General features: G+C 59.8%; 22 protein-coding genes. 9 read left to right on the top strand and 13 right to left on the bottom strand.

Annotation, left to right across the window (positions count from 1 at the left end; all coding sequences use genetic code 11):
* Positions 1–100: 100 nt before the first annotated feature.
* The 3 genes from repA (at position 101) to repC (ending at position 4,215) form a co-directional block, all read left to right on the top strand.
* Complete coding sequence (repA, locus tag OCA5_RS17070; protein WP_013913700.1) at positions 101–1,315, top strand: plasmid partitioning protein RepA; 1,215 nt, start codon at positions 101–103, stop codon at positions 1,313–1,315.
* Positions 1,312–2,367, top strand: coding sequence for a plasmid partitioning protein RepB (gene repB / locus OCA5_RS17075; RefSeq protein WP_013913701.1), 1,056 nt, complete (start codon positions 1,312–1,314; stop codon positions 2,365–2,367). The genes repA and repB overlap by 4 nt, the downstream gene beginning before the upstream one ends.
* A gap of 348 nt (positions 2,368–2,715) precedes the next feature.
* Positions 2,716–4,215, top strand: a complete 1,500-nt coding sequence (gene repC / locus OCA5_RS17080) for a plasmid replication protein RepC (RefSeq protein ID WP_013913702.1) — start codon at positions 2,716–2,718, stop codon at positions 4,213–4,215.
* An 8-nt stretch (positions 4,216–4,223) separates the two neighbouring features.
* Here the strand turns inward: repC and OCA5_RS17085 are convergent, their stop codons facing one another.
* The gene (locus OCA5_RS17085; RefSeq protein ID WP_422836373.1) at positions 4,224–5,363 is read right to left on the bottom strand and encodes a site-specific integrase; all 1,140 of its coding nucleotides are present in this window, start codon (positions 5,361–5,363) and stop codon (positions 4,224–4,226) included.
* Positions 5,364–5,487: 124 nt separating this feature from the next.
* Here OCA5_RS17085 and OCA5_RS17090 point away from each other — a divergent pair, with 124 nt between their 5' ends.
* The 4 genes from OCA5_RS17090 to OCA5_RS17105 all read left to right on the top strand — a co-directional run bounded on the left by OCA5_RS17090 (position 5,488) and on the right by OCA5_RS17105 (position 8,176).
* The gene (locus tag OCA5_RS17090) at positions 5,488–6,429 is read left to right on the top strand and encodes a DUF1403 family protein (RefSeq protein WP_013913704.1); all 942 of its coding nucleotides are present in this window, start codon (positions 5,488–5,490) and stop codon (positions 6,427–6,429) included.
* A 1-nt stretch (position 6,430) separates the two neighbouring features.
* Positions 6,431–7,096, top strand: coding sequence for an SMC-Scp complex subunit ScpB (gene scpB, locus OCA5_RS17095; protein ID WP_013913705.1), 666 nt, complete (start codon positions 6,431–6,433; stop codon positions 7,094–7,096).
* Positions 7,097–7,146: 50 nt separating this feature from the next.
* Positions 7,147–7,446: a hypothetical protein gene (locus OCA5_RS17100; RefSeq protein ID WP_013913706.1), complete on the top strand. Its 300-nt coding sequence runs from the start codon at positions 7,147–7,149 to the stop codon at positions 7,444–7,446.
* A 124-nt stretch (positions 7,447–7,570) separates the two neighbouring features.
* The gene (locus OCA5_RS17105; RefSeq protein WP_013913707.1) at positions 7,571–8,176 is read left to right on the top strand and encodes a hypothetical protein; all 606 of its coding nucleotides are present in this window, start codon (positions 7,571–7,573) and stop codon (positions 8,174–8,176) included.
* Between the two features lie 188 nt (positions 8,177–8,364).
* Here OCA5_RS17105 and OCA5_RS17110 read toward each other — a convergent pair whose 3' ends face one another.
* The 3 genes from OCA5_RS17110 to OCA5_RS17120 are packed head-to-tail and all read right to left on the bottom strand — an operon-like array spanning position 8,365 to position 10,092.
* Positions 8,365–9,075: an HAD family hydrolase gene (locus OCA5_RS17110; RefSeq protein WP_013913708.1), complete on the bottom strand. Its 711-nt coding sequence runs from the start codon at positions 9,073–9,075 to the stop codon at positions 8,365–8,367.
* 25 nt (positions 9,076–9,100) lie between these two features.
* Positions 9,101–9,541 carry a cupin domain-containing protein gene (locus OCA5_RS19205; RefSeq protein ID WP_041559696.1) on the bottom strand — a complete coding sequence of 147 codons (441 nt, stop codon included), beginning with the start codon at positions 9,539–9,541 and terminating at the stop codon, positions 9,101–9,103.
* A complete protein-coding gene (locus OCA5_RS17120) occupies positions 9,538–10,092 on the bottom strand; it encodes a discoidin domain-containing protein (RefSeq protein WP_013913710.1) in 555 nt (184 codons plus the stop codon). The genes OCA5_RS19205 and OCA5_RS17120 overlap by 4 nt, the downstream gene beginning before the upstream one ends.
* 144 nt (positions 10,093–10,236) lie before the next feature.
* Here OCA5_RS17120 and OCA5_RS17125 point away from each other — a divergent pair, with 144 nt between their 5' ends.
* Positions 10,237–10,581 carry a class I SAM-dependent methyltransferase gene (locus OCA5_RS17125; RefSeq protein WP_244405992.1) on the top strand — a complete coding sequence of 115 codons (345 nt, stop codon included), beginning with the start codon at positions 10,237–10,239 and terminating at the stop codon, positions 10,579–10,581.
* Between the two features lie 68 nt (positions 10,582–10,649).
* On the opposite strand, the gene OCA5_RS17130 is transcribed toward OCA5_RS17125, so the two are convergent.
* From OCA5_RS17130 to OCA5_RS18980, 7 genes are all read right to left on the bottom strand, one after another.
* Entirely contained in the window at positions 10,650–11,738 is a 1,089-nt protein-coding gene (locus tag OCA5_RS17130) for a hypothetical protein (RefSeq protein WP_013913712.1), read from the bottom strand.
* Positions 11,739–11,821: 83 nt separating this feature from the next.
* Complete coding sequence (locus tag OCA5_RS17135) at positions 11,822–12,934, bottom strand: nucleotidyl transferase AbiEii/AbiGii toxin family protein (RefSeq protein WP_013913713.1); 1,113 nt, start codon at positions 12,932–12,934, stop codon at positions 11,822–11,824.
* Positions 12,915–13,655, bottom strand: a complete 741-nt coding sequence (locus OCA5_RS17140; RefSeq protein WP_013913714.1) for a DUF6088 family protein — start codon at positions 13,653–13,655, stop codon at positions 12,915–12,917. The genes OCA5_RS17135 and OCA5_RS17140 overlap by 20 nt, the downstream gene beginning before the upstream one ends.
* A gap of 176 nt (positions 13,656–13,831) precedes the next feature.
* Positions 13,832–14,287 carry a response regulator transcription factor gene (locus tag OCA5_RS17145; protein ID WP_013913715.1) on the bottom strand — a complete coding sequence of 152 codons (456 nt, stop codon included), beginning with the start codon at positions 14,285–14,287 and terminating at the stop codon, positions 13,832–13,834.
* Positions 14,284–14,946 (bottom strand): acyl-homoserine-lactone synthase, encoded by a 663-nt coding sequence (locus OCA5_RS18970; protein ID WP_013913716.1) that lies wholly within the window; start codon positions 14,944–14,946, stop codon positions 14,284–14,286. Before OCA5_RS18970 ends, OCA5_RS17145 begins: the two co-directional genes overlap by 4 nt.
* A gap of 88 nt (positions 14,947–15,034) precedes the next feature.
* Entirely contained in the window at positions 15,035–15,280 is a 246-nt protein-coding gene (locus OCA5_RS19645) for a response regulator transcription factor (RefSeq protein ID WP_081463045.1), read from the bottom strand.
* Positions 15,277–15,735 carry an autoinducer binding domain-containing protein gene (locus tag OCA5_RS18980; protein WP_013913717.1) on the bottom strand — a complete coding sequence of 153 codons (459 nt, stop codon included), beginning with the start codon at positions 15,733–15,735 and terminating at the stop codon, positions 15,277–15,279. The genes OCA5_RS19645 and OCA5_RS18980 overlap by 4 nt, the downstream gene beginning before the upstream one ends.
* Before the next feature lie 269 nt (positions 15,736–16,004).
* Here OCA5_RS18980 and OCA5_RS17160 point away from each other — a divergent pair, with 269 nt between their 5' ends.
* Positions 16,005–16,832, top strand: a complete 828-nt coding sequence (locus OCA5_RS17160) for a hypothetical protein (RefSeq protein WP_013913718.1) — start codon at positions 16,005–16,007, stop codon at positions 16,830–16,832.
* 62 nt (positions 16,833–16,894) lie between these two features.
* Here the strand turns inward: OCA5_RS17160 and OCA5_RS17165 are convergent, their stop codons facing one another.
* Both OCA5_RS17165 and OCA5_RS17170 read right to left on the bottom strand, forming a co-directional pair.
* The gene (locus tag OCA5_RS17165; RefSeq protein WP_013913719.1) at positions 16,895–18,547 is read right to left on the bottom strand and encodes a calcium-binding protein; all 1,653 of its coding nucleotides are present in this window, start codon (positions 18,545–18,547) and stop codon (positions 16,895–16,897) included.
* A gap of 140 nt (positions 18,548–18,687) precedes the next feature.
* Positions 18,688–19,665 carry a M23 family metallopeptidase gene (locus OCA5_RS17170; protein ID WP_244405994.1) on the bottom strand — a complete coding sequence of 326 codons (978 nt, stop codon included), beginning with the start codon at positions 19,663–19,665 and terminating at the stop codon, positions 18,688–18,690.
* Positions 19,666–19,787 lie beyond the last annotated feature (122 nt).

The raw sequence follows: 19,787 nt of genomic DNA on the forward strand, positions 1-19,787 counted from the left end.
TTAACCTCATTTCGCTGGACGCTTAGGGAGAATCGTGGCCTACCTTAGCGGGTTGAGGCCGACAAAAAGGGATCAGGCCGCTAAATAGGGCGAACAGCGCATGAGTGACATCGCAGTCGACACCGCTCTGGACCAAGCTGCCGGTGACAAGATCCACCGCCACGCAGATATCCTTACATCACAACTGCAGGCGATGCGCGCAAGCATGTATCCGCCTGAGGCGAAAAAGACGCTTCGCCCGTTCCTGACGCACGAGGTCTCCAAGCTGACCTCGATACCCGAGTCGACTCTCAAACTGCTGTCTCAGGAAGGTCGAGGTCCGGTACCCGAACGGCAGGAAAACAACCATCGGGTCTATACCCTCGGACAAATCAACGAGCTTCGCGCTCTGATGGCCTCCCAGCGGCCAAGCGAAGCGCTGCGTTTTCTGCCCCATCGGCGGCAAGGCGAACACCTGCAGATTGTCGCGATCGCCAATTTTAAAGGCGGCAGTGCGAAGACAACGACTGCCCTGCATTTGTCGCAGTATCTAGCGCTTCAGGGCTATCGTGTGTTGGCTGTCGATCTTGATCCGCAGGCTTCGCTCTCAGCCATGTTGGGTGCTCAACCCGAGCTCGATATTGGACCCAACGAAACCATCTACGCTGCAGTACGATATGACGAGGACCGGGTGCCTCTAAAGCAGGTCATCCGCGAGACCTACTTCGAGGGCCTCCACCTCATTCCCGGCAATCTGGAGGTCATGGAGTACGAACACGAGACGCCTCGAATACTTGCGCAGCGACAAAGCGGTGCCGGAGGTGTGTTCTTTGAGCGGCTCCGTGAGGTACTCCATCAGGTCGACGCCGATTATGATGTGATCATTCTCGACACGCCGCCTTCCCTTGGGTTTCTAACGCTCGGTGCCATCTACGCCGCCACTGGCATGATCATCACCGTGCACCCAGCAATGCTGGACGTCGCATCGATGGGCCAGTTCCTGCTCATGATGAGCGACCTCACGGGTGAGATAAACAAGGCGGGTGCGTCGCTTGCGCAGGATTTCCTCCATTATCTGATAACGCGGCACGATCCGATCGACAGGCCCCAGACCGGCATGGTGACTCTTCTCCGGCACCTGTTCGGTAGCGACGTTTTGGTTCCGACTGCGATTGCCAGCACTGCCATCGAGGCAGCCGGTCTCGCAAAGCAAAGCCTCTATGAAGTCGAGCCTGGCGCGATTCGCCGCGAGACTTATCGGCGCGCGCGCGACGCAATGGACGAGGTGAACGCCGCAATCACGGAGCTGATCACGACAAGCTGGGGGAGACCATGAGCAAGGGTCCGAGCAAGTCGATCGTTGGAAACTTTGGAAAATTCATTTCTGGTGAGGCGTCGCCGTCGTCGCCGGCTGAGACACCCTCTCCTCCTCGTGTTGTTCGTGTCGGTGCCGGCGTGATCGGTCAGGCGGGACGGTCGATCCAGCAGCTCAAGGATGAGCGGGATCGGCTGCAGGAATTGCTTGCGTCAGGTAATGGCGGCACCGTCGATATTGATCCTAACCTTGTAGACCCCTCGCCGTTTGACGACCGCCTCCCTGACGACGATCCCGAGACTTTCGAGACCTTCAAACGGAGCATAGCGGAGGAAGGTCAGAAGGTCCCAGTCCAGGTTCGGCGTAGTCCGTCGATCGAAGGTCGGTTCCAGATCGTTTACGGACGCCGACGTCTGCGGGCGGCGAAGGAGCTAAACCGGCCGGTGAAGGCGCTCATCGTTGAGCTGTCCGACCGTGACCTCGTTGTCGCGCAAGGCATCGAGAACGGGCAGAGGCAAGACCTTACTTGGATTGAACGGGCATTGTTTGCGCAGACGATGGATGAGGCAGATATCAAGCCGCGCGATATTTATGCCGCTCTCGGAATTGATGGCGCGGAGCTGGCACGGATGCGGGCGGTCTATCGCGCGGTCCCTGTCGATGTCATCAAACTGATCGGCCGTGCACCGAAGGTGGGGCGGCCCCGTTGGGGTGCGCTGGTAGCGGCATTCGGTGCGACTGAAGGCAAGGCGGCGGCGGTCCTCCGTCAAACTCTGTCAGCTGACAGAGTTTCGGCGCTCTCGTCCGACGAGCGGTTTTCGCACGCGTTGCGTGCCCTATCAGGCGCCTCCACTTCTCCGCAACGGGAGGAAATGCCGCTGGAGGCGGCGGGCGGGAGACCCGTGGGCAAGGCAGTCTTTGCCGGAGCTGAGGTGCGGCTGATCGTCGAGAAGTCGCGCGCCGAGGCGTTCACAGATTTCTTGCGGGTAGAGCTGCCCGCCTTAATGGAGCGATTTGACGCTGGAGACAGCGTCACCGAAAACCCCGCCAAGTCAGAAAACTCTGTCAGCTGACAGAGTTTTTTCGTCTGGGCGAGGCGGTCTGGAGCAGTGCCAGGCCATAACCCAGAGTGCAACAAACAGAAGAGGTAAGCGACCAAAAGGCAAAAAAGAAAGGCCCCCAAGCGGCGAACCACCCGAGAGCCTTGGATATCTTTTGGCGAAGAAACCAATAGGCCTCTCCGAATCACTTGTCAACGCGCAAGCACCGCTTGAGTGAGCGTTTCCGCTTTGCCTGACGCTTAAATGGCAAAGGTATGCTGAACGCACCCATGACGACGTCCTCTGGACGGCGGGCAATGATGCTCGCCCTGATGAAACGGCAATTGCCGCATCTCAAGGCCACTGTTCGCGGAGGCGGCCATGAGTAGTCACAGCGCCGGTCTGCGAAGATCGTCCCCCAAGACTTTTAGCGCAGAGAAGTTCGCCCGCACCTACCGCGAGGGAAAAGCCCCCGCTGTAACACGCACCGCAGCGCTCCAGGTCGCCAAACGCTCGGCTGCCGCAATGGGGTTGAAGGCCGCCAAACTCGCTCTGATCGATCAGCTTTTCGCTGCATCGAAGTCCGTCGACTGGAGCACACCCGGCCGTCCGCCGATCGTATGGCCTTCCAATGCCCGTCTGGCACGGAGCCTGGGTCTGAGCATCTCGACCATGAAGTACCATCTGAAGGGCCTCGTGGAGGCTGGCCTGGTCGCCTACAGCGACCATCCGACCTATCAGCGGCGCGGCCGCCGCGATGCCGAGGGGAATATTGTGGAGGCCTATGGCATCGATCTGTCGCCGATCGCGACGCGGTTCGCCGAGCTTCATCAGCTCGCTGAGAACGCGGAATATGAGGCCCGTGAATGGCGCCGTTTGTCATATCGGCGCACGATCATGCGCAAGGAGATCCAGTCGCTCATCGTGACCGCGGGCGAGGAGTACCTTCCCGGACCTTGGACTCAGCTCCAGGCCCGCCTTGACGTTCTCAGGGAGCATCGGGCGACTGATCTCGATGATCTGATGGCACAAGTGTCTGCGCTCGAGGGGCTTCGGGAGGAGGTAGAGAACCTCTTTGATAAGGGATTCAAGGATAGAAATTTCGATGCCACGGTATCGAAATTTCGGCCGGTACTAACTACAGCGGAACCTTCAGATTCTGAATCTGGTAACCATGAATCGAGCCGCGCTAACGCGCGGCACCCTAATCCTTTTGCGGCCTTCGGCCGAGCAACCGAAAAAAAGTCTGACGGAGTTCCGAGACCCCCGCAATCGTCAAAAACTGCGGCGCAGGTCCTGAACGACGACGCTCAGATGATCTCGCTGCCATTGGTTCAGGCCGCTTGCCCGGCCGTCCGCGAATTTGCACCGGACGCATTCACCGATTGGCGAGCCTTCCGGGCATCCGGCCAGGTGCTTTGTGCAGCCGCCGGTATCAATCCGCAGGTTCTGCAGGAGGCTCAAGCGATCCTCGGCCCGGACCTCGCCGCATCGGCGTTGGCGATCACGGTGCAGCGTTCAAATTCGGGCGCCGTGGCCAAGCCTGGAGCCTACCTGCGAACACTGGTGCAGCGGGGTAGGGACGGCGAACTGCATCTCAGCCGCTCGCTGTTTGCCCTTGCTAAGGCGGGTGAACCGCCGACCGGACTGAGCGCGGTTGCGGCACCTGTCAGCGTCACGCCGACATTCCCCGCATCCGGCTCCATCGCCTACAGTGCTTGGGCCGAGGCTGTCCGAGAATATGCGCCAAAGCCGACCCCCGACGTCGACAGCGTCGCCAATGCGTTCCGGCGGTGGGCGAGAGATAAAAATCTTGACCTGACCGCTCCCAACATCGAGCGCGTCTTCGCTGGCTTCTGCCGAAAATGGAGGATGAACTGATGCGGGCGTCAAAGCCCGGCGGCCTTGGTCAAGTTGACCCTGAAGCGGTCCCGTCGGCGTTGATAGCCGCGGGTCTGCTCAGCGCTGGCATGTCCGAGCTGCTTCTGGACGTAGCGTTCGTCGACCTCGGCGGAGGAGGCGAGGCCGGCGCGCAGGGAATGCCCAGCGAATTTCCCCTTCCGGTCGCCTTCCGGCAGATCGGGGCGCACGCCGGCGGCGAGGGCGGCTGCCTTCACCAGGCGGGCGACCTGCTTGTCGGTCAGCCGGTCCGGCCCGACGTCTTTTCCGCCCTCGCGGACGCGGCGGAACAGCGGCCCGTGACCGATCCGGGCCAGCTTGAGCCAGGTCTGGAGGGCGACGACGGGGCAGGTGGCGTCGGACGAGCCGCGGCCGATTTCGACCTCGCGCCAGCCGGTCTTGCCGCGCAGGGTGACGGCCATGCCGTCCTTGAGGATCTCGATCCAGCCGCTGCCGTCTTCGGTCTGCTCGGGCCCAACATCGAGGCCGACGACCTCGGAGCGGCGCAGTCCGCCGGCGAAGCCGACCAGCAGCATGGCGCGGTCGCGCAGGCCCCGCAGGGCGCCGCGATCGAACGTTTCGAGCATGGCGATGACGTCCTCGGGCAGGACGGCTTCCTTCTTGACCGGCGGCCGGCCGTGGGTGCGGCGAATGCCAGCGAGCACGGTCGCGACATGCCGGTCCTGGCGGTCGAAAACGAGGCCACGCTGGCGGAACTGCCAGCTCAGCGCCGACAGCCGCCGCTCGATCGTCGACACGGCGTCGGGCTTCGGCCCGGCCTTCCCGGCAGCGCAGGCGGTGATGTAGAGCCCGATGGTCTGGACGTCCGGGGGGAGGGGATCGAGCGCCTGCCGCCGGCACCAGGCCGTGTAGTGCCGCCAGTCCGCCCCATAGGCGCGGCGGGTGTTCTCAGCGCTGGACGCACGGAAGTAGTCGCGCGCCCGATCGGCGAGCGGCTCCAGATGCGCCGGCAGGCCGGTTGTGACGTCCGGAAGAGGGGAGGGGAGGCCGCCCGGCGCCTCGGCCGGCTTCTCTCCGGTCGACGAAGCGACACCCGGCGCCGGGCTCTCCGGCGGCGCGGGGTCGTCCTGGGCGTCGAATGCGGGGTCGCGCGGGGCGTCAGGGCTCATTTCGCTATATATCGCCGAAAACGTCCGATAATGCAACATTATCGGACGTTTTTATTTGCCGACAGGCGCGGCGGTTTAGTTCGAATTTTGTGGCGCAAAGCGCCGTCTGAGATTAGCCTCGGACATGGCCTCATGCGCGCGACTCAATCCCGACATCCCGCCGACCTTCCCTCCGTTTCCGGGCTGGGTGCGGCAGGGTGTGACATCCGAGCGCGTTGATGACGCGCTGTTTTCGGCCGGTGCGGCGCTCGCCGCGATCCATCCGATCGCGCGCAGCGAGCACCCATTGGGATCGTTGTGGCGGCATCGGCTGTCGCTGTCGAATGCCGCGATTCTGGTCCGGCAAGGCGGACGCACCGAGGACGAGGCGGCGCTGCGCGATGCCTGGTATCTGCGGCGCGACGGTGACGATCCCGGCCCGGGCGGGCGCATTCTCAAAGCCTGGCGGCATCTCGGCGAGCGCAGCGCCATGGTCTCGAAGGATTGGACGCTGCAACTATCGGCGCTGTTCGAGGTGCATTTCAGCGACGCGCTCGAGGACGTCGTCGCCCAGGCCGACAAGCTGATGGCCGGGCAGGGGAATGCCGTCGCGGCCGCCGCCGAGATCGCCGCGGCGAGCCTGCGCTTCGTCCCGCAAAGCGAACCACTCGCCCTGTGGCTCGCCGACATGGTGCTTGCCCAGCGTCTCAAATGGCCGATAGCCGTGCCGTTGATTGCGGGCCAGATCCGCCGAGGCGATCTGCGCGCGGCGTCAAAGGCTGGTACCACGGACGACGTTTGGCCGAGGGCCTGCGCCCTGGCCTATGCGCGCGCGGCCGCGAGCGCGGCCGACCTGTATGTCGACCTGGCGCGTCGCGCCGAACGTCTTCTCGCGGCGGCGCCGAAGCTGCGCGGCAAGGACGCCGACACCATGGTGGCGATCTTGATGATGGAGGACGCCCAGCCCGCCGGCGCCGGCAAGACCGCCAGCGACCGCAGCATGCGCCGCCTGTTCGAGCGGCTGGTGGCGCTCGGCGCCGTGCGCGAGCTGACCGGTCGCCCGACCTTCCGATTGTACGGGCTCTGAGATGGGGCGCCGCGCGCGAGCAAAGGCAGATCTCGATCTCGACCTGGCGGACCTGCCGCCGGAGCTGCGCTGGCGCGAATGGATGGGGCGGGTCGAGGCGGTAATTTTCGCCTCGCCCGAGCCGGTGACGCGCGAGATCCTGGCGCGCGTCGTCGGCGGCGACTGCAATATCGATCTGATCATCGACGACATCCGCGACGAGCTCCGCGGACGCCCCTATGAGCTGGTCGCGGTCGCCGGCGGCTGGCAGCACCGCACCCGCAAGGTGTTTGCCACGGCGATTCGGACCGCGACGGGGTTGGGCGACCAGGTGCGTCCGCTCTCCCAGCAGGAGAGCCTGATCCTGCTGTGCATCGCTTATTACCAGCCGATCACCCGCGGCGAGCTTTCACAGTTCTTTGGCAAGGAGGTCAGTCGCGACCTGATCGCCCACCTGCGCGGCCTTGGCTTCATTGCCTCGGGTCCACGCGCGCCCCGGCCCGGCGCGCCGTACACCTATGTCACCACGAACGGGTTCCTGTCGCACTTCGGTTTCAACACGCTGCGCGACTTGCCGGACATGGAAATGCTTGAGGACGCCGGCCTGCTTAGCAAAGAAAAGCTGCTCGCCGGCGACATCCCGCCTTTGGCCGAGACGGCCGCGGCCGATGATGACGACATGATCTAGTCAGTGGCGTCGATGCCGACGCCAGGAACCACATTCCGGGAGAGCGTCGCATGGTCATCGAATACAAGGGTTACAGGATCGCGACCTGGATCGACGACGACACCAATCACGCCCCGATGCTGAAGGGAAAAAAGGGACCGGAGCGTCTCTATGTCGATATAGACCCGATCAACGACGGCGATGGCCGACAACCAGCGAGCAAGCGCTTCAGCGCCGATATCGTGAAGAAGCATCAATTCTCCGGCACGGAGGTTGAGCAGCTCGTGCAGGTCGCCAAGCTCTGGGTCGACGAGCCCGAACAGTTCATCGTGCAGCCCAGTCCGATCGCCCGAGCCTTCAGGCCGCGATGATCACCGGGGAGGCTGTAGTCGTATCTTCGTCGAATGATGGACGCCCACCTGCTTTTCCTTAGCTACTCGCAAAGTGCCTCGGCGTCCTTATTTTGCAGTGATCGGATCATTGGGGGATGAACAGATGGCTTTTGGTAGGGGTACAAGGAGAGATATTGCCGTCCATGAATCCGGCCATGCCGTTGCCCGGGTTCTGTCGATTGGCCGCGTAGGCATCACCAACGAAAACGCTATCCGTTGGATAGAAATGGACCATGGTAACCCACACTGCTCCGTGTTTGAGCTACAGCTGGGCATGCCCGGGCTCAGGGAATTTGGAGAGCGCGAAGGCATCCGGGAAGGCATCTGGCCGACGGTGGAACAATGGCGCAAGCTATTTAGTTATATGGGCATTGATCCGTTGGAATGGGCGAGTGTGCGACTTTTTGAGATTGCAGCCGGAGCTGCCGCACAGGCAAAATTTACAGGCGTCCCATTCGAGTTGGCTTGGTATGATGCCGGGTGCAGCGACGACCGCCAGAAAGCCTTGACGACCTGTCAAAGGATCGGCTTGAGCGAACCAGAGACAACTGGACTTTTCGTGGAGCGGTCCAAAGAAGCCTGCACCGTAATGGATAAGACCGACGTGTGGCGGGCAGTGCTGACGTTAGCCGAACGATTGCCAACCACCGGTCGCATGCCGGGCGATACCGTTGTGTCTATCGTTCAAAGTGCATTGCGTGCCTTTTGAGGAAGACGCATCCGAAGCAATCTCGCTGATTGGCGTCGCTTGAATGAAACTCATAAATGGTGCTTTCCAGCGGCCCGGGCAGAGTTCAGGTTATGATCGGGCAGAAAATGCCCACTGAAGCGATTCTGCCCCCTCACATCACTTCACCAGAATTGATTCCTGATAGAGCCGAGAGCGCGCAGCGTTCGTCAGCGATAGGCTGCACGACGCGCTTCCGGCAACGTTGACGTCAGATCGGTCATCGCTGACACGACTTCACCAAGCCGCTTGCATTCCCGATCAGCAAAACGCCGAGCGGCGTCGGTATGGCGTAGTCCGCGGTCGACAAGAATTGTTCCCATACCAATGCGACGTGCACCTTCAAGCTCGTCGTCGCCGCCATCTCCGACATAGATTGCATCGCCTGGAGAGACTCCTAGACGCTGGCAGGCCTCCGTATAGAGTCGAGGGTCCGGCTTAAGTGTGCCGAGCGTGTAAGACATCACGATGTCGTCTACGTCCGCGACCAGCCCGCTCCGCCGCAATACCTCCTCAGAATAAGGAGAGGCGTTGCTTACGATCGCTAGCCTGAAACCTCCCGCCCGCAACCTCCTCAGCGTGTCCGGCGCATCCCCATAAATGAAGACGCTTCCGTAGAACAGCTCCATGTTTCTCTCGACAACGTCAATGATGGCCTCGGGCGCAGCCAGATGACCAGCGAGCCGACATGCCTCGGTAACACGCCCCACCATGCCATCCAGCTCGCCACGCATCGTCGGACGCCCGCACGCATTATAATGTGGTCGGAAGGTCTCAAGAGCCAGGCCAAGCTCGCCAGCAACTGTCTCGTAGAAGGGGTTGTCCTCGCGTTCGCACACGAGAGTATAATACAGGTCAAAGAGAACGGCCCGCGGGTTCATGATGTCCTCCCGTTACGCGCTTCATTTATCGTGAAATGTAAAGAGCATCATGGATGCGCGAGCCGGTCACAGACACCAGCAACATTCGCGTCCCGCCATCATTATAGATGGCATGGAGAGTCCCCGCCGGAATGACAACAACGGAGTGTGGCTCTACGGGAAAATCGTGGTAGCTGCTCGCCCTGGGCTGCGCCTGGGGAGGCGGGTCGACCTTGATAGTAGGATTGGGCTGGTAAAACGCAGCGTCATCAAAGGCCGTGTCGTCGAACGCTCGAAGGCGACCGTTCCCTTCGAGCACCACATATACCTGCTGCGTGGAAGGAAGCTTGTGGCCGACGACCTCCTGTCCAACGTCGATAAACCACAGTTGTCCGAGAAGATCTGGCGCCGCAAGGAAGCCGAACTTGGCGGCCTGGTCGGCAAAGAAGCGGCTGTTTGTACCGTGGTTGACGACTCGAGCGTTCATGACGACACCCCTTGCGCTGCCTCATAAAGTTCGAGGCACATAAATTGGAGGAAATACTTTCCCTCTGGCCTTAGCGCGATCTCATCGAACTCGATACGCCATCGGGTCGTGGGCGCGCGGGGCACTTCGTATTGGTGCCAAACATCGGTGTCGTTCGGTGCGGTTCGGATCGCGGCGGTCTCCTCCCACCCAGTGTCGCGCGGGACAAGAATCCGAACTAATCCCGGAAAACCCGCTTTAGGATTTATCGTGCGTGACAACAGCCGCATGGTGCAGACTGCGGCAGTGCGGCCGAAGTCAATTTCGAGAAACTCGACCCTCCGCACTTTTCGGCTTGGCGTGCACCATCCTGTGCGCGGGCTGCCATCAAACAACGCTTGTTCGTTCCAGTATCCGTACCGATGGCATCCTGACGAGTTCGTGACCACGCAGTTGCGCAACAAGCGTAGTGCCGCGTTGGGGCCGGTCTGCAGAGCCAAGTCTGAATCGGGTGCTCTCAAGGACGAGACAGCACTGGCGGAAGTTGCAGAAGAATGATCGACCTGTCCCATGATCTCGCGCTCCAAGAGTGACCACACCCAATAAGAGCACGCTCAACAGAGGTATTTGCAAATACCTTTGATATATCGCGGAATATGCCACGTCTGCGGCGATACAATCGCAGGCGACATGGGGCGATGAGCCAGGCGGTACCAATGATTACAGGTGTCAGGAATCTTCTTTACAAAGACCCGGTACTTTACGATTTGGCATACCCCGATGACGACGAAGCGCTCGCGGAAAAATGCTTGCGTCGACTGTCCTGCGTGGCCAGCTCGAATATCGATAGCGTACTTGATCTTGGCTGCGGAACAGGCCGCGTGTTAGCGGGGCTCGCCGCTAGGTGCGCAGTCGTCGCGGGAGTCGATATCAACCCGATCATGGTTGAAGCAGCATCCCAGCGATGCCCGAACGTACCGATTCTCGCAACCGACCTCAGGAGTGCGAGGCTCGGGAGGACGTTTGACGCAATCATCATGTTGGGTAACCACTTCAAATAGTGGCAGCGTCATCGACCTGTCGAGATCGCTGGGTGCCAACCCAGTGTCGGTGTCTGATGAAAGGTGAATCAAAAGCCATACGGCTTATCGACCCAGCGCAACAGGACCTTCGCGTTGTCATCCGGAAGACGCACCCGGCCGGCGCGAAGGCCTTCAGCGATCGTCCGGCCAACTTCGGGAGATACCTTGTTGCCGTGGGTCATCAAAAAGAACCACGCGAATGGGAGGCCCATCGTCCGATCGATGGTTTCAATACGATCCATGAGGATATGCACGGACGTATCTCCGGCCTCCAACCGCTCTTCCGGTAGATGAAGTGGACGGGGAATGAACGCGATCTCACGCTCGCCCTTGTACTCGTAATCCCTGATGTCGAGCGCCCAATGCTCGTACACCTTTGCGCTACGTGCGCTCGACTGCTCCCAGTCCTGGAAAAAGCGGACCTCGCGCGGCACGAAATTAAAGTAGTCAGGTTGCATGTCGAGAAACGGCGTCCGCGTGCCGTCGGAGCGAACCCAGACTCGCCGCTCTAACTCGGGCCGCCTCGCCTCCCGTTTGGCGCGTTCGAGACGCGCGCAGCGCGCGAGAAATGTACGGACGTGCACGACGCTGCTGCCGGCGCGATTCAGCCGGTACAGCGGACCCGCAAGTACATTATCATCAGACATTTCGTCGTGGTTGATCCATGACGGATCGAGCAGCGCCTCCTCGCCCCACGGCCGACGTGCTGGGTTCACGATCGGACCCGCGCGCCATTCGGTCTCGCGACCGAGTGAAATCTGCACATAGTCGGCCGCGCCTGGTCCTGTGGGCGCGAAAGCATAGACGCTGTTTCCATGCCACTCCGAGATCTGGAGATCAGTGTCCTGCAACCGTCGCCAGACGGTCGCGATGTCTCCATTATCTTTCGCGAGCTCGGCTTTCATCCATGGACGGTACTCGGCGATCCGCGTTCCGTCGGCGGCCAGCACTGAGCGCGTGTCTCTCCAATACTCATCATCGTAAATCGTTGCTGAAAAGCCGAACCCAGGGAACGCCCTCGTAAGTGCCTCTGCCAACACGGTACTGTCGGCACCCGCCGACAGACGCGCAAGGACGGCCTCAACCGAGTTATGGTCAGGCAATTTGGTGGGAAGCCGGTCCGAACTCTCAGTCATTTGATTACCTTATCATTTTGGTCCGCCAAATCCTTGCCTAGCTTCGGTCGCTCGGTCGGGGCGTTGTGTCGTCGCCACGATGGTCATGACTGACCAACAGCGGCAAGCGAAGTGTTAAGATAGTCTTCGAGCGCCTGAATACTGGCGATCACGTCGGCGAAGGCAGGCGACGTGCCGAAGATCATCGCCATCATGCGCTGATAATCGGCCACGAGCTTTGCTCGCATATCCGGCGTCGGAACGAGGCGGTAGCTGCCCGGCACGGCGCGGTCGTATCGGTGATCCGGCGCGCGAAACATCAGCTCCTTGTGCTGCCGGCAGGCTTCAGCGAGATCGCGCAAAGAGGCGGTCGCGATGCCATAGCCCGGATGCGTCCAGATCTGGTGGACGTCATAGTAGTGACGTGAGTACCGATTGAGATCAGGCGCGGGCCGCTTGGGGTCGGCGTCCTGAAGCCGCTTCTCCGTCATCTCCGTCATCGCATGGAGGATCAGCACCTTCTCCCAGAAGGTGCGCTCTGGCCTGACCGTCGTCACGTTGCGAATGGTAAGCTCCATTCCGTCCGGCATCTCGTCGGCGATGTAGGGGACGATCTCGCGCGGCTCCGCCGGCTCCGGATCGGGGCGCGCGCCGCCTTCGATGCGGACTGCGGCCTGCACGTAGCTCTCGGCGGAATCGAAGACGCTCTTGTAGCCGACGACCAGAATGTCGAGCGCGTCCCTGTTGCGATAATTGTCGAATCCGAATCGGAGCGTGAAATGTCCCGGCTGCTCGATCGCTTCCTCGACAGCGGCGATCTCCTTCGCCAGCCGCTCCTTCAACGGACCGGAGATGTATTGACGCGCCGCCTCGTCGACTTTATCGGCCAGCGCACGTTGCTGCTGGTTCACCGAGGGGAGGGCGGCGATGTCGGCTTCGAGTGGGACATGCAGATCGACCTTGTAGATGCCGATGTCGATGTCTTCGGAAAAGCGTCGGATCAGTCCATAGGCCTTGCTCAGGCTTGTGCCGCCCTTGAAATAAAGTCCGATCGGATCATCGCCGCGACGATTGAAAAGAAAATCGAGCACCCAGCAGACATAGAGGTCCTTCTCGACGTTCTCTGCCTGCGTCTCAAGATGCGCGGCAACCGTCTCAAAGAGCGTGCGGCGTTCGTCGACGCTCGATCGCAGAACCTCAATGAACGTCTTCTGCATGGTCGCCTTCCGCGCGTTCGATGTCCGGCGTGCTCTCATTATGATTCTCGGCGAGCCGGCGCGTGATCGTCTCGATCAGCGGATACATCCAGGCCGGGATGGCGTGGATGTTCTCGCGCAGATCTTCCGCGACCTTCGCACGGTTCGGATCGCGCGCGAGATGCCGGACGATGCCGTTGACGGCGGCGTCGAGGCTCGCCTTCTCATCCCGAAACCACGTCAGCGCCTGGACGACGCGCATGGCCGGCCGGCCGGCCCAAAACGCCGTCTTCGCCGCGATGCGCTTGAAGTCGAGCTTATAGATGACCGGCTTCGTCACCTTAGGGTCGCCGGCGCTTGCCTCGATCTCGATCGTCCGGGGATAGGTGTCGGCGTAGATCGTCGAGCGCGCCGGGACGGCCGTCGTCAGGCCGAGGTCGTTCGCGGCGGTCATGCCGTCGACGAGGACGCGCAGCTTGTCGCGCCGCGCGATCGCGTCGATGAACGAGGCGCGCGGCGGAAACACCATTTTGCCGGTCAGTTTGCTGGCACCCGGCTTATCGTACAGGCCGCGATAGGGTCGGCGAATGTCCCCGCGTTGGGTCAGCCGCTGCAGAGCCTTCTCGACGGCGTTCGGCGTTCCAATGTCGAGGAAATCTGCGCGCGACCATACCCCAGACGGCGCCCCTTGGACGATCCGATCATGGATGCGAGGAAGAGTGTCGGACGTGGGATCTGGCATTCGGCCCATCCTGATGTGTCCAATAATTATATACAAATATTGGTCAGTGACAAGCGGAGCTGGGCAGAATTGGAACACGCTGGGGGCAAGGTTGGTAGCCGAGCTCAGGCTTGGCGCTCCTACTCACAGTCCGGAAATGGCCAATAATGGCGCTGGACCGTTCGCAACCCTCCGCGTCAGTGCGTTTCGATCAGCCCCAGCGTGCTGGCTTTCACAGCGGCTTGAAGGGTTGTCGCACAGTTTAGGCGTTTGCGAGCGCGCTGAAGATAAAGCCGAACGGCCGCTTCAGATAGCCGTAGCGTGGCGGCAATGTTCTTTGGTGCGATGCCTTCGGCCAGCATCTGGAGGCATTGTGTTTCTCGCCTCGAAAGGATCACGAGACGAACTCCACACGATGGCAAATTCGCGGGTGGCTCCAAACTTGCCTCCTGGCCGCTCTTTATAAGCTCGTTTGCGGGAGCGCGGCGTTCGGCAAGCTGGAGTGTTCCAACGACGCCTAGCATCGTAATATTGATGAGCGCAGCGGCTTCGGTGAGCTGCAAGTGCTCGGCTTGGAAGCGCGCCTCACGAAGCTGGATATAAAGATGCTCAAGCTCCAGCAGCCGGCGCGACTCGGACTGCGCGATACTCATTGTAGTCGAGCCGGTATGACATCTTCGACGCTCACTTCCATGCATCTGCGCGCTGCCGCGAAGTGACCGAATACGTCTCCCTTGATTCCTAACACCCGCCGCGATCGAGCAACTGTCGTCGGGGTCAGATGAGCCTCCAGCGCTACGACCGATTCACCGCCGTAAATTACAGGAAGAGCAAGCGGCCGCGCTTCCCAGCCGAGCTGCAGCAATTTCGTAATCCATTGCGGAGCAGCCTGCGCGATAAGCGAAGATATGCCCCTCTGCTCACAAAATTCTGCGATAGCTACGAATAGGCGTCGCCCCCCAAGCGAAAGGGTAGATGTCTCGCTCAGCGGGTAAGTGAAGAGCCGCGTCCATTCCCAAACATCTGGACGTCGCGGAGCAATCGCGCCATCCAGCAATTCTGGATAGACATCATGAAGGAGGTGCGGGCCTGTTGTAGGCAGCAGTCGCGAATACGCGCAGACCTTGTCACAATCCAGTCCGACGACATGAATTGCGGCATCGCAATCAAACTGGTCACGCTCGCGACCGTTGGAGCAACGCAGTGCGGTCCAGCCCATCCGGTCAACAAAAATCTCATGACGAAGACAAAAGACCGCATCCATCAAGGCAGAATGGTTGGAGACGTCTCGTCCGCGGATGACGCTGATCATTTTTCCCTCCATCTGTGAGATGGAGGGATCGTCCCCGCTTTAACTGCGGCGTCTCAATCCCCGGGAATCCGGGGGTTGCACGGGGCGACTAGCGAATAATACCCGCTCGAATGGCTTTCGCGACCGCTTGGGTGCGAGTCACGCAACCCAGCTTCCGCAGCGCGGTCGAAAAATATTCGCTCGCGGTTTCTTCGGTGACGTTGAGAATTTTACTCGTTTCCCACGTTGTCTTGCCTTCCGATGCCCACTGCAAACACTGTTGTTCGCGGGGCGTGAGAAGGGCACTCCCGTGCCGTAGCTCGCGAAGTCGACCATGAGTGTAGAGCGCAATTATGTGAACCGCCGCCGTGCCTCTTGGTCGAGCTTTAACCGACGACCGCTAAACGAAACACATGATTGTCGACCACGATGATCATAAACGGGAACGGAAACCCCATCCAGCAAGCCAAAATCGCGTGCCTCTGACATCACCTTTTGTTCATGATGCGAGAGCCTCCTGTTGCAAGCCTCTGTCCATGTGAATGGTGCCAGTCGGCGCTTTAACTCGCCTGCAACGGGGTCAAAATGAACGTAGTTCTCGACGACATAGCGCTCAATCCACAGCTCGCTCCAACCTCGCAAGAGAATATGTGGCGCGATACTTTCACCCGGCGCTGGAACATCGGCTACGAACATTCCTTCGATCTCAAGACCGGCGACGGCCGCCATCGCGCCGTCAAGAATTTGGGCAGCCGTGCGCGCGGAGCGGGACGCCTCTATGAAGCCTAAGGCCTGGTCTTTCAAGGTCATGGGCTGCCACGGGTTGTATCCGTGGAAACGTGACGCCTGGGAGTTGCCTCGTCAATGAGCAGAATCGCCAATGAGGTTCTGCGATGGTGCAACCCATCGATCTACTTGAAGACACAACGCAAACTTCCTGCGGAATGAAATCGTTAGCAAAATCTTAACACCGATGCGTGAAGGATTCTTTATCACTCCTTAAATGCTTATTCAGGGTTGCGAGCTATCACAATCTGCAAGCGACGTTCGTATTGCATGAGGAAGCAAGGATAGGCGCAATGGTGACGATGTCCGGTCCACTGGGAGGCGCGACCGCACTCCCAAGATTCGCTCCGGAGGCGAGCATTTCTGATCTTTCAGAGCGCGCCCGAGCCTATCTCAAATCGAACAACGCAACTCGTAGCGATCAATCGGCTCAGAATGACACGGACCGCGACCCTGCAGTCCGTCTCACGTTGTCGAACGCCGCTATGGCGGCCTCGACTGAGCAGTCGGTCTACCAAAAGATCGGGAGCCTGCTGCAAGATCAGTTCGGACTCACTTTGCAGGATGGCGAGTCTTGGGAAGATGGTGTTAAGCGGCTTTCGACGGAACGCTTTATGCAGCGCGACGGTCAGCGGTCAATTGAGGTTGACGCGTACTTCGACGACATGCACGGCGCAATGGAGATCCGTCGGCAGATGGTCGAACTGAACACGACTATAAAGGCGCATCAACTCGACCGCGAGCAACTCGCAGATCTTCAGGCCGACTACAAATACTATTTGAATATCAAGCCTGTTCCTCGCCAAGAGCTGCATGGTGAAGAGAAGGAAGCGGCGTTTAAACTCCTCAGCGATCGAGGATATGCACGTCCCGGTCAGGACCATACCGTGAGCTTCAGTATCGACCACACCACTTATATGTTTATGGGCGACGGCTCCGTTTGGACCAACGATGGTAGGGTGCCAACCTCGGAAGCGGCGAAGCAAGGCGTCCTTGATACTCTCAGTCGCCGAATCGGTTATGGACAGCAGGACGTGAGCGGCGCGATCTCGCAACGGGATACTCTGCAGAAGCAGTACGACGCCATCATGGCAAAGTATAACTCAGCGACCTCAAGTTAGCAGCCAATTGTATGAAGATTATGTGGCGGCGCAGGGCAGTCTCCTGCACCGCCACATTCGTCTTACCCGAACAATGCGTACAGGTCGTAACCGGCCGTACCGTCAGCGTTGAAGACATACTCGACGTGATTTGTATCGGGCTCGAACCATCCAGCCAGATTCACGTAGTTCGCGAACGCGGTGTCGAGCGCGTCCACGATAATCAAGTCGGTGCCACTCTGATAGAACTGCAGGGTGTTGATATTGGCGTTCTCGAAGAACACTGCGTCCAAGCCGCCACTGTCCGTGATGACGTTGACGCCGGAATTGTCGTGGAAGTACCAGTCGTTGCCAAGACCTCCTTCGATCTGATTGGTGCCGCTGGTATTGTCATCGATGGTGTCGTCGTCGTCGCCGGCATCGACAAAGTTGTCGCCGCCGTTCAGCTTGATGAGGTCGTCACCAGCGCCGCCATCAACTGAGTTCACCGCAGTTGCCACGGTGATATCGTCATCACCATCGCCACCAACGATGATGCTGCCCGATCCGGTTAAGTCGGTAATGGTGTCGTTACCCGCTCCGCCGTCGATTTGATCGAAGCCATCGCCGCCGTCGAGCGTATCGGCACCATCGCCACCGTAGATGACGTCATTGCCGGCCTCGCCGAGAACTGCGTCGTCGCCGGCATCACCATAAAGGGTGTCGTTGCCATTACCTCCGAAAATGACGTCGGTATCGTTGCCGCCGTGAATCTCATCATTTCCGCCTCCGCCGTACAGAAGGTCGGTACCGGCATCACCGAAAATGGTGTCGTTGTCATCGCCGCCGTCGATCTGATCGTTGTCAGCCCCGCCATGGATTTCATCGTCACCGGCTTGACCCAGGATAGTGTCGTTGCCAGCGCCGCCATAGATAACATCGTTACCGGCGCCGCCATCGATGCCGTCTGCTCCATCTCCGCCATCGATGGTATCAACGCCATCGCGACCATAGATGGTGTCATTCCCCTCGTTGCCATTCAGGTGATCGTCGCCGATTCCGCCGTCGAGGTAGTCGTTCTCAGTTCCACCGTTCAGCGTGTCATTGCCGGCTTCACCATAAAGAAGGTCGGCGCCTCCATCGCCATTGAGAGTATCGTCGCCGTCGCCGCCGTGAAGCTCGTCAGTATCATTGCCGCCGTTCAGCGAGTCATTACCGGCACCACCATAAAGCAGGTCAATGCCGGCGCCGCCAAATAGCGTATCCGCACCGTTGCCGCCATCAAGATAGTCATCACCGTTGCCGCCGTTGATGCTATCGTCTCCATCCTGGCCGAAGAGTTCATCATCGCCATCGTCACCAGCGATGAGATCGTTATCGATGCCACCCTCAATGTGATCATTCCCGTAGCCGCCAAAGAGGAGATCGGCGCCGGAACCGCCGAAGATCGTGTCATTTCCATCGTCGCCATAGATGTCGTCAATGCCGTCACCACCCTCAAGCCAATCGTCCCCATTTCCCCCACTGATGTGGTCTCCGCCATCTTGGCCGAAGATGGTGTCGTTTCCGTCATCGCCGTTGAGAAAGTCGTTGCCAGCGCCGCCTTCGATGTAGTCGTTGCCGCCGCCACCGCTCAGAAAGTCAGTACCGTCGAAGAACGGGCCGACAGATTGATCATATCCGTAGAGAAAGTCGTCATCGGATGTTCCGGTGTGCACATCCTGTCCGGTTGTTCCGTACCATACTTCACCTGGCATTGTTCGCTCCTATGATTGCGGCCGCATGTGCGGCGATGTCATGGAGGCGCGTTCAGGTGTCTTGCTCAATATAGTGAAATCAATAGGGCGCTATATCGAATCTGATAGCAGTTTCGACTGTCTGCCCATCGGCGACGACGTCAGAATGATCGCGAGAACGAATGGTCCAGAACCGTGTCTTGTCCGCGCAGCACACGGTATCGCGCTTTATAAGTGCCAGCTGTCCAACCATCCTGGGGCCGACGTATGCCAACGAACAATACCGACTGTGCCTTGCTATGATCCAAGGGAGCTTCCTTGTGATCCGCAACAATCTTTCCATCGGGTGCAATCAGGGTCATCTGCTGGACGTCGCCGGCGCGGAGACCGATCGTTCGGACGTAACCGATCAACGCCGGTGATGTGGAATCGAGCGTCGAGTCGAGCGCGCCGCCGGTCTCGATCATTTCGGAGGTAATGGGTCTCGGCGAAAATCCCGAATTGAGAACCATTTGTGCTCTGTAATCCAGAAACCTAGCGATTGAGGGAGCCCAAAGCGATGCATCTCCCCGACAAGAGCCCGTTGTACCTTTGGTTGAAAAGGGATCGACGACGCGGCCGTTGTGGCGAACCGTGAAATGCAGATGCGGGAACTCTGTGCGTCCAGACAGGCCGACCAACCCAATTGACTGTCCGGCAGATACCGGTTGGCCGGCTTTCACGCGGATGCTTCCCTCGCCGAGATGGCAGTATTGGGTTTCCCAGCCGTCGGAATGTGAAATGACGACACCATTGCCGCACTCACGTCCAGCCAACGACGGAGAGGGTTGGGATAAACCGATATCGTCCATTCCATCACGAGTACGTTCCACGATGCCATCGGCAGCCGCCAGAACGTTTACTCCTCTCTTTGAGTCGGCGAGCGTCGGAATCCGAAAGTCGGTGCCATTGTGGCCGTCATAGGTGAGGTGGCCACAGGCGTAGTCCCGCGCGGAGGAAGACTCGTCAATATCAACGTAATTCTGAATCACGCAGGACTGGCCGATCACGCAGTCGATAGGCAATAACAGCTCGAACGAATGGCAGGCGCCTGTCGAGACAAAAAAGGCGGTTAGAGCCGAGAGCATCTGTCGGCGCATAGGTAGTCTCCATATGCTCCCTCGATCTGCAACGGAGGTCAGGGATCAAAGAACGCTGCACCTCCGGGCGTTTATGCACCCCAATCGTGCTTGCCGGAATCCGCAATATATCGATTTTACTA

Source organism: Afipia carboxidovorans OM5 (genome assembly GCF_000218565.1).
Taxonomy (GTDB): domain Bacteria; phylum Pseudomonadota; class Alphaproteobacteria; order Rhizobiales; family Xanthobacteraceae; genus Afipia; species Afipia carboxidovorans.

Excerpts from the sequence above, each read along its gene's own strand:
- repA (WP_013913700.1), top strand. The coding sequence starts at position 101 with ATGAGTGACATCGCAGTCGACACCGCTCTGGACCAAGCTGCCGGTGAC.
- repB (WP_013913701.1), top strand. The coding sequence starts at position 1,312 with ATGAGCAAGGGTCCGAGCAAGTCGATCGTTGGAAACTTTGGAAAATTC.
- repC (WP_013913702.1), top strand. The coding sequence starts at position 2,716 with ATGAGTAGTCACAGCGCCGGTCTGCGAAGATCGTCCCCCAAGACTTTT.
- OCA5_RS17085 (WP_422836373.1), bottom strand. The coding sequence starts at position 5,363 with ATGAGCCCTGACGCCCCGCGCGACCCCGCATTCGACGCCCAGGACGAC.
- OCA5_RS17090 (WP_013913704.1), top strand. The coding sequence starts at position 5,488 with ATGGCCTCATGCGCGCGACTCAATCCCGACATCCCGCCGACCTTCCCT.
- scpB (WP_013913705.1), top strand. The coding sequence starts at position 6,431 with ATGGGGCGCCGCGCGCGAGCAAAGGCAGATCTCGATCTCGACCTGGCG.
- OCA5_RS17100 (WP_013913706.1), top strand. The coding sequence starts at position 7,147 with ATGGTCATCGAATACAAGGGTTACAGGATCGCGACCTGGATCGACGAC.
- OCA5_RS17105 (WP_013913707.1), top strand. The coding sequence starts at position 7,571 with ATGGCTTTTGGTAGGGGTACAAGGAGAGATATTGCCGTCCATGAATCC.
- OCA5_RS17110 (WP_013913708.1), bottom strand. The coding sequence starts at position 9,075 with ATGAACCCGCGGGCCGTTCTCTTTGACCTGTATTATACTCTCGTGTGC.
- OCA5_RS19205 (WP_041559696.1), bottom strand. The coding sequence starts at position 9,541 with ATGAACGCTCGAGTCGTCAACCACGGTACAAACAGCCGCTTCTTTGCC.
- OCA5_RS17120 (WP_013913710.1), bottom strand. The coding sequence starts at position 10,092 with ATGGGACAGGTCGATCATTCTTCTGCAACTTCCGCCAGTGCTGTCTCG.
- OCA5_RS17125 (WP_244405992.1), top strand. The coding sequence starts at position 10,237 with ATGATTACAGGTGTCAGGAATCTTCTTTACAAAGACCCGGTACTTTAC.
- OCA5_RS17130 (WP_013913712.1), bottom strand. The coding sequence starts at position 11,738 with ATGACTGAGAGTTCGGACCGGCTTCCCACCAAATTGCCTGACCATAAC.
- OCA5_RS17135 (WP_013913713.1), bottom strand. The coding sequence starts at position 12,934 with ATGCAGAAGACGTTCATTGAGGTTCTGCGATCGAGCGTCGACGAACGC.
- OCA5_RS17140 (WP_013913714.1), bottom strand. The coding sequence starts at position 13,655 with ATGCCAGATCCCACGTCCGACACTCTTCCTCGCATCCATGATCGGATC.
- OCA5_RS17145 (WP_013913715.1), bottom strand. The coding sequence starts at position 14,287 with ATGAGTATCGCGCAGTCCGAGTCGCGCCGGCTGCTGGAGCTTGAGCAT.
- OCA5_RS18970 (WP_013913716.1), bottom strand. The coding sequence starts at position 14,946 with ATGATCAGCGTCATCCGCGGACGAGACGTCTCCAACCATTCTGCCTTG.
- OCA5_RS18980 (WP_013913717.1), bottom strand. The coding sequence starts at position 15,735 with ATGACCTTGAAAGACCAGGCCTTAGGCTTCATAGAGGCGTCCCGCTCC.
- OCA5_RS17160 (WP_013913718.1), top strand. The coding sequence starts at position 16,005 with ATGGTGACGATGTCCGGTCCACTGGGAGGCGCGACCGCACTCCCAAGA.
- OCA5_RS17165 (WP_013913719.1), bottom strand. The coding sequence starts at position 18,547 with ATGCCAGGTGAAGTATGGTACGGAACAACCGGACAGGATGTGCACACC.
- OCA5_RS17170 (WP_244405994.1), bottom strand. The coding sequence starts at position 19,665 with ATGCGCCGACAGATGCTCTCGGCTCTAACCGCCTTTTTTGTCTCGACA.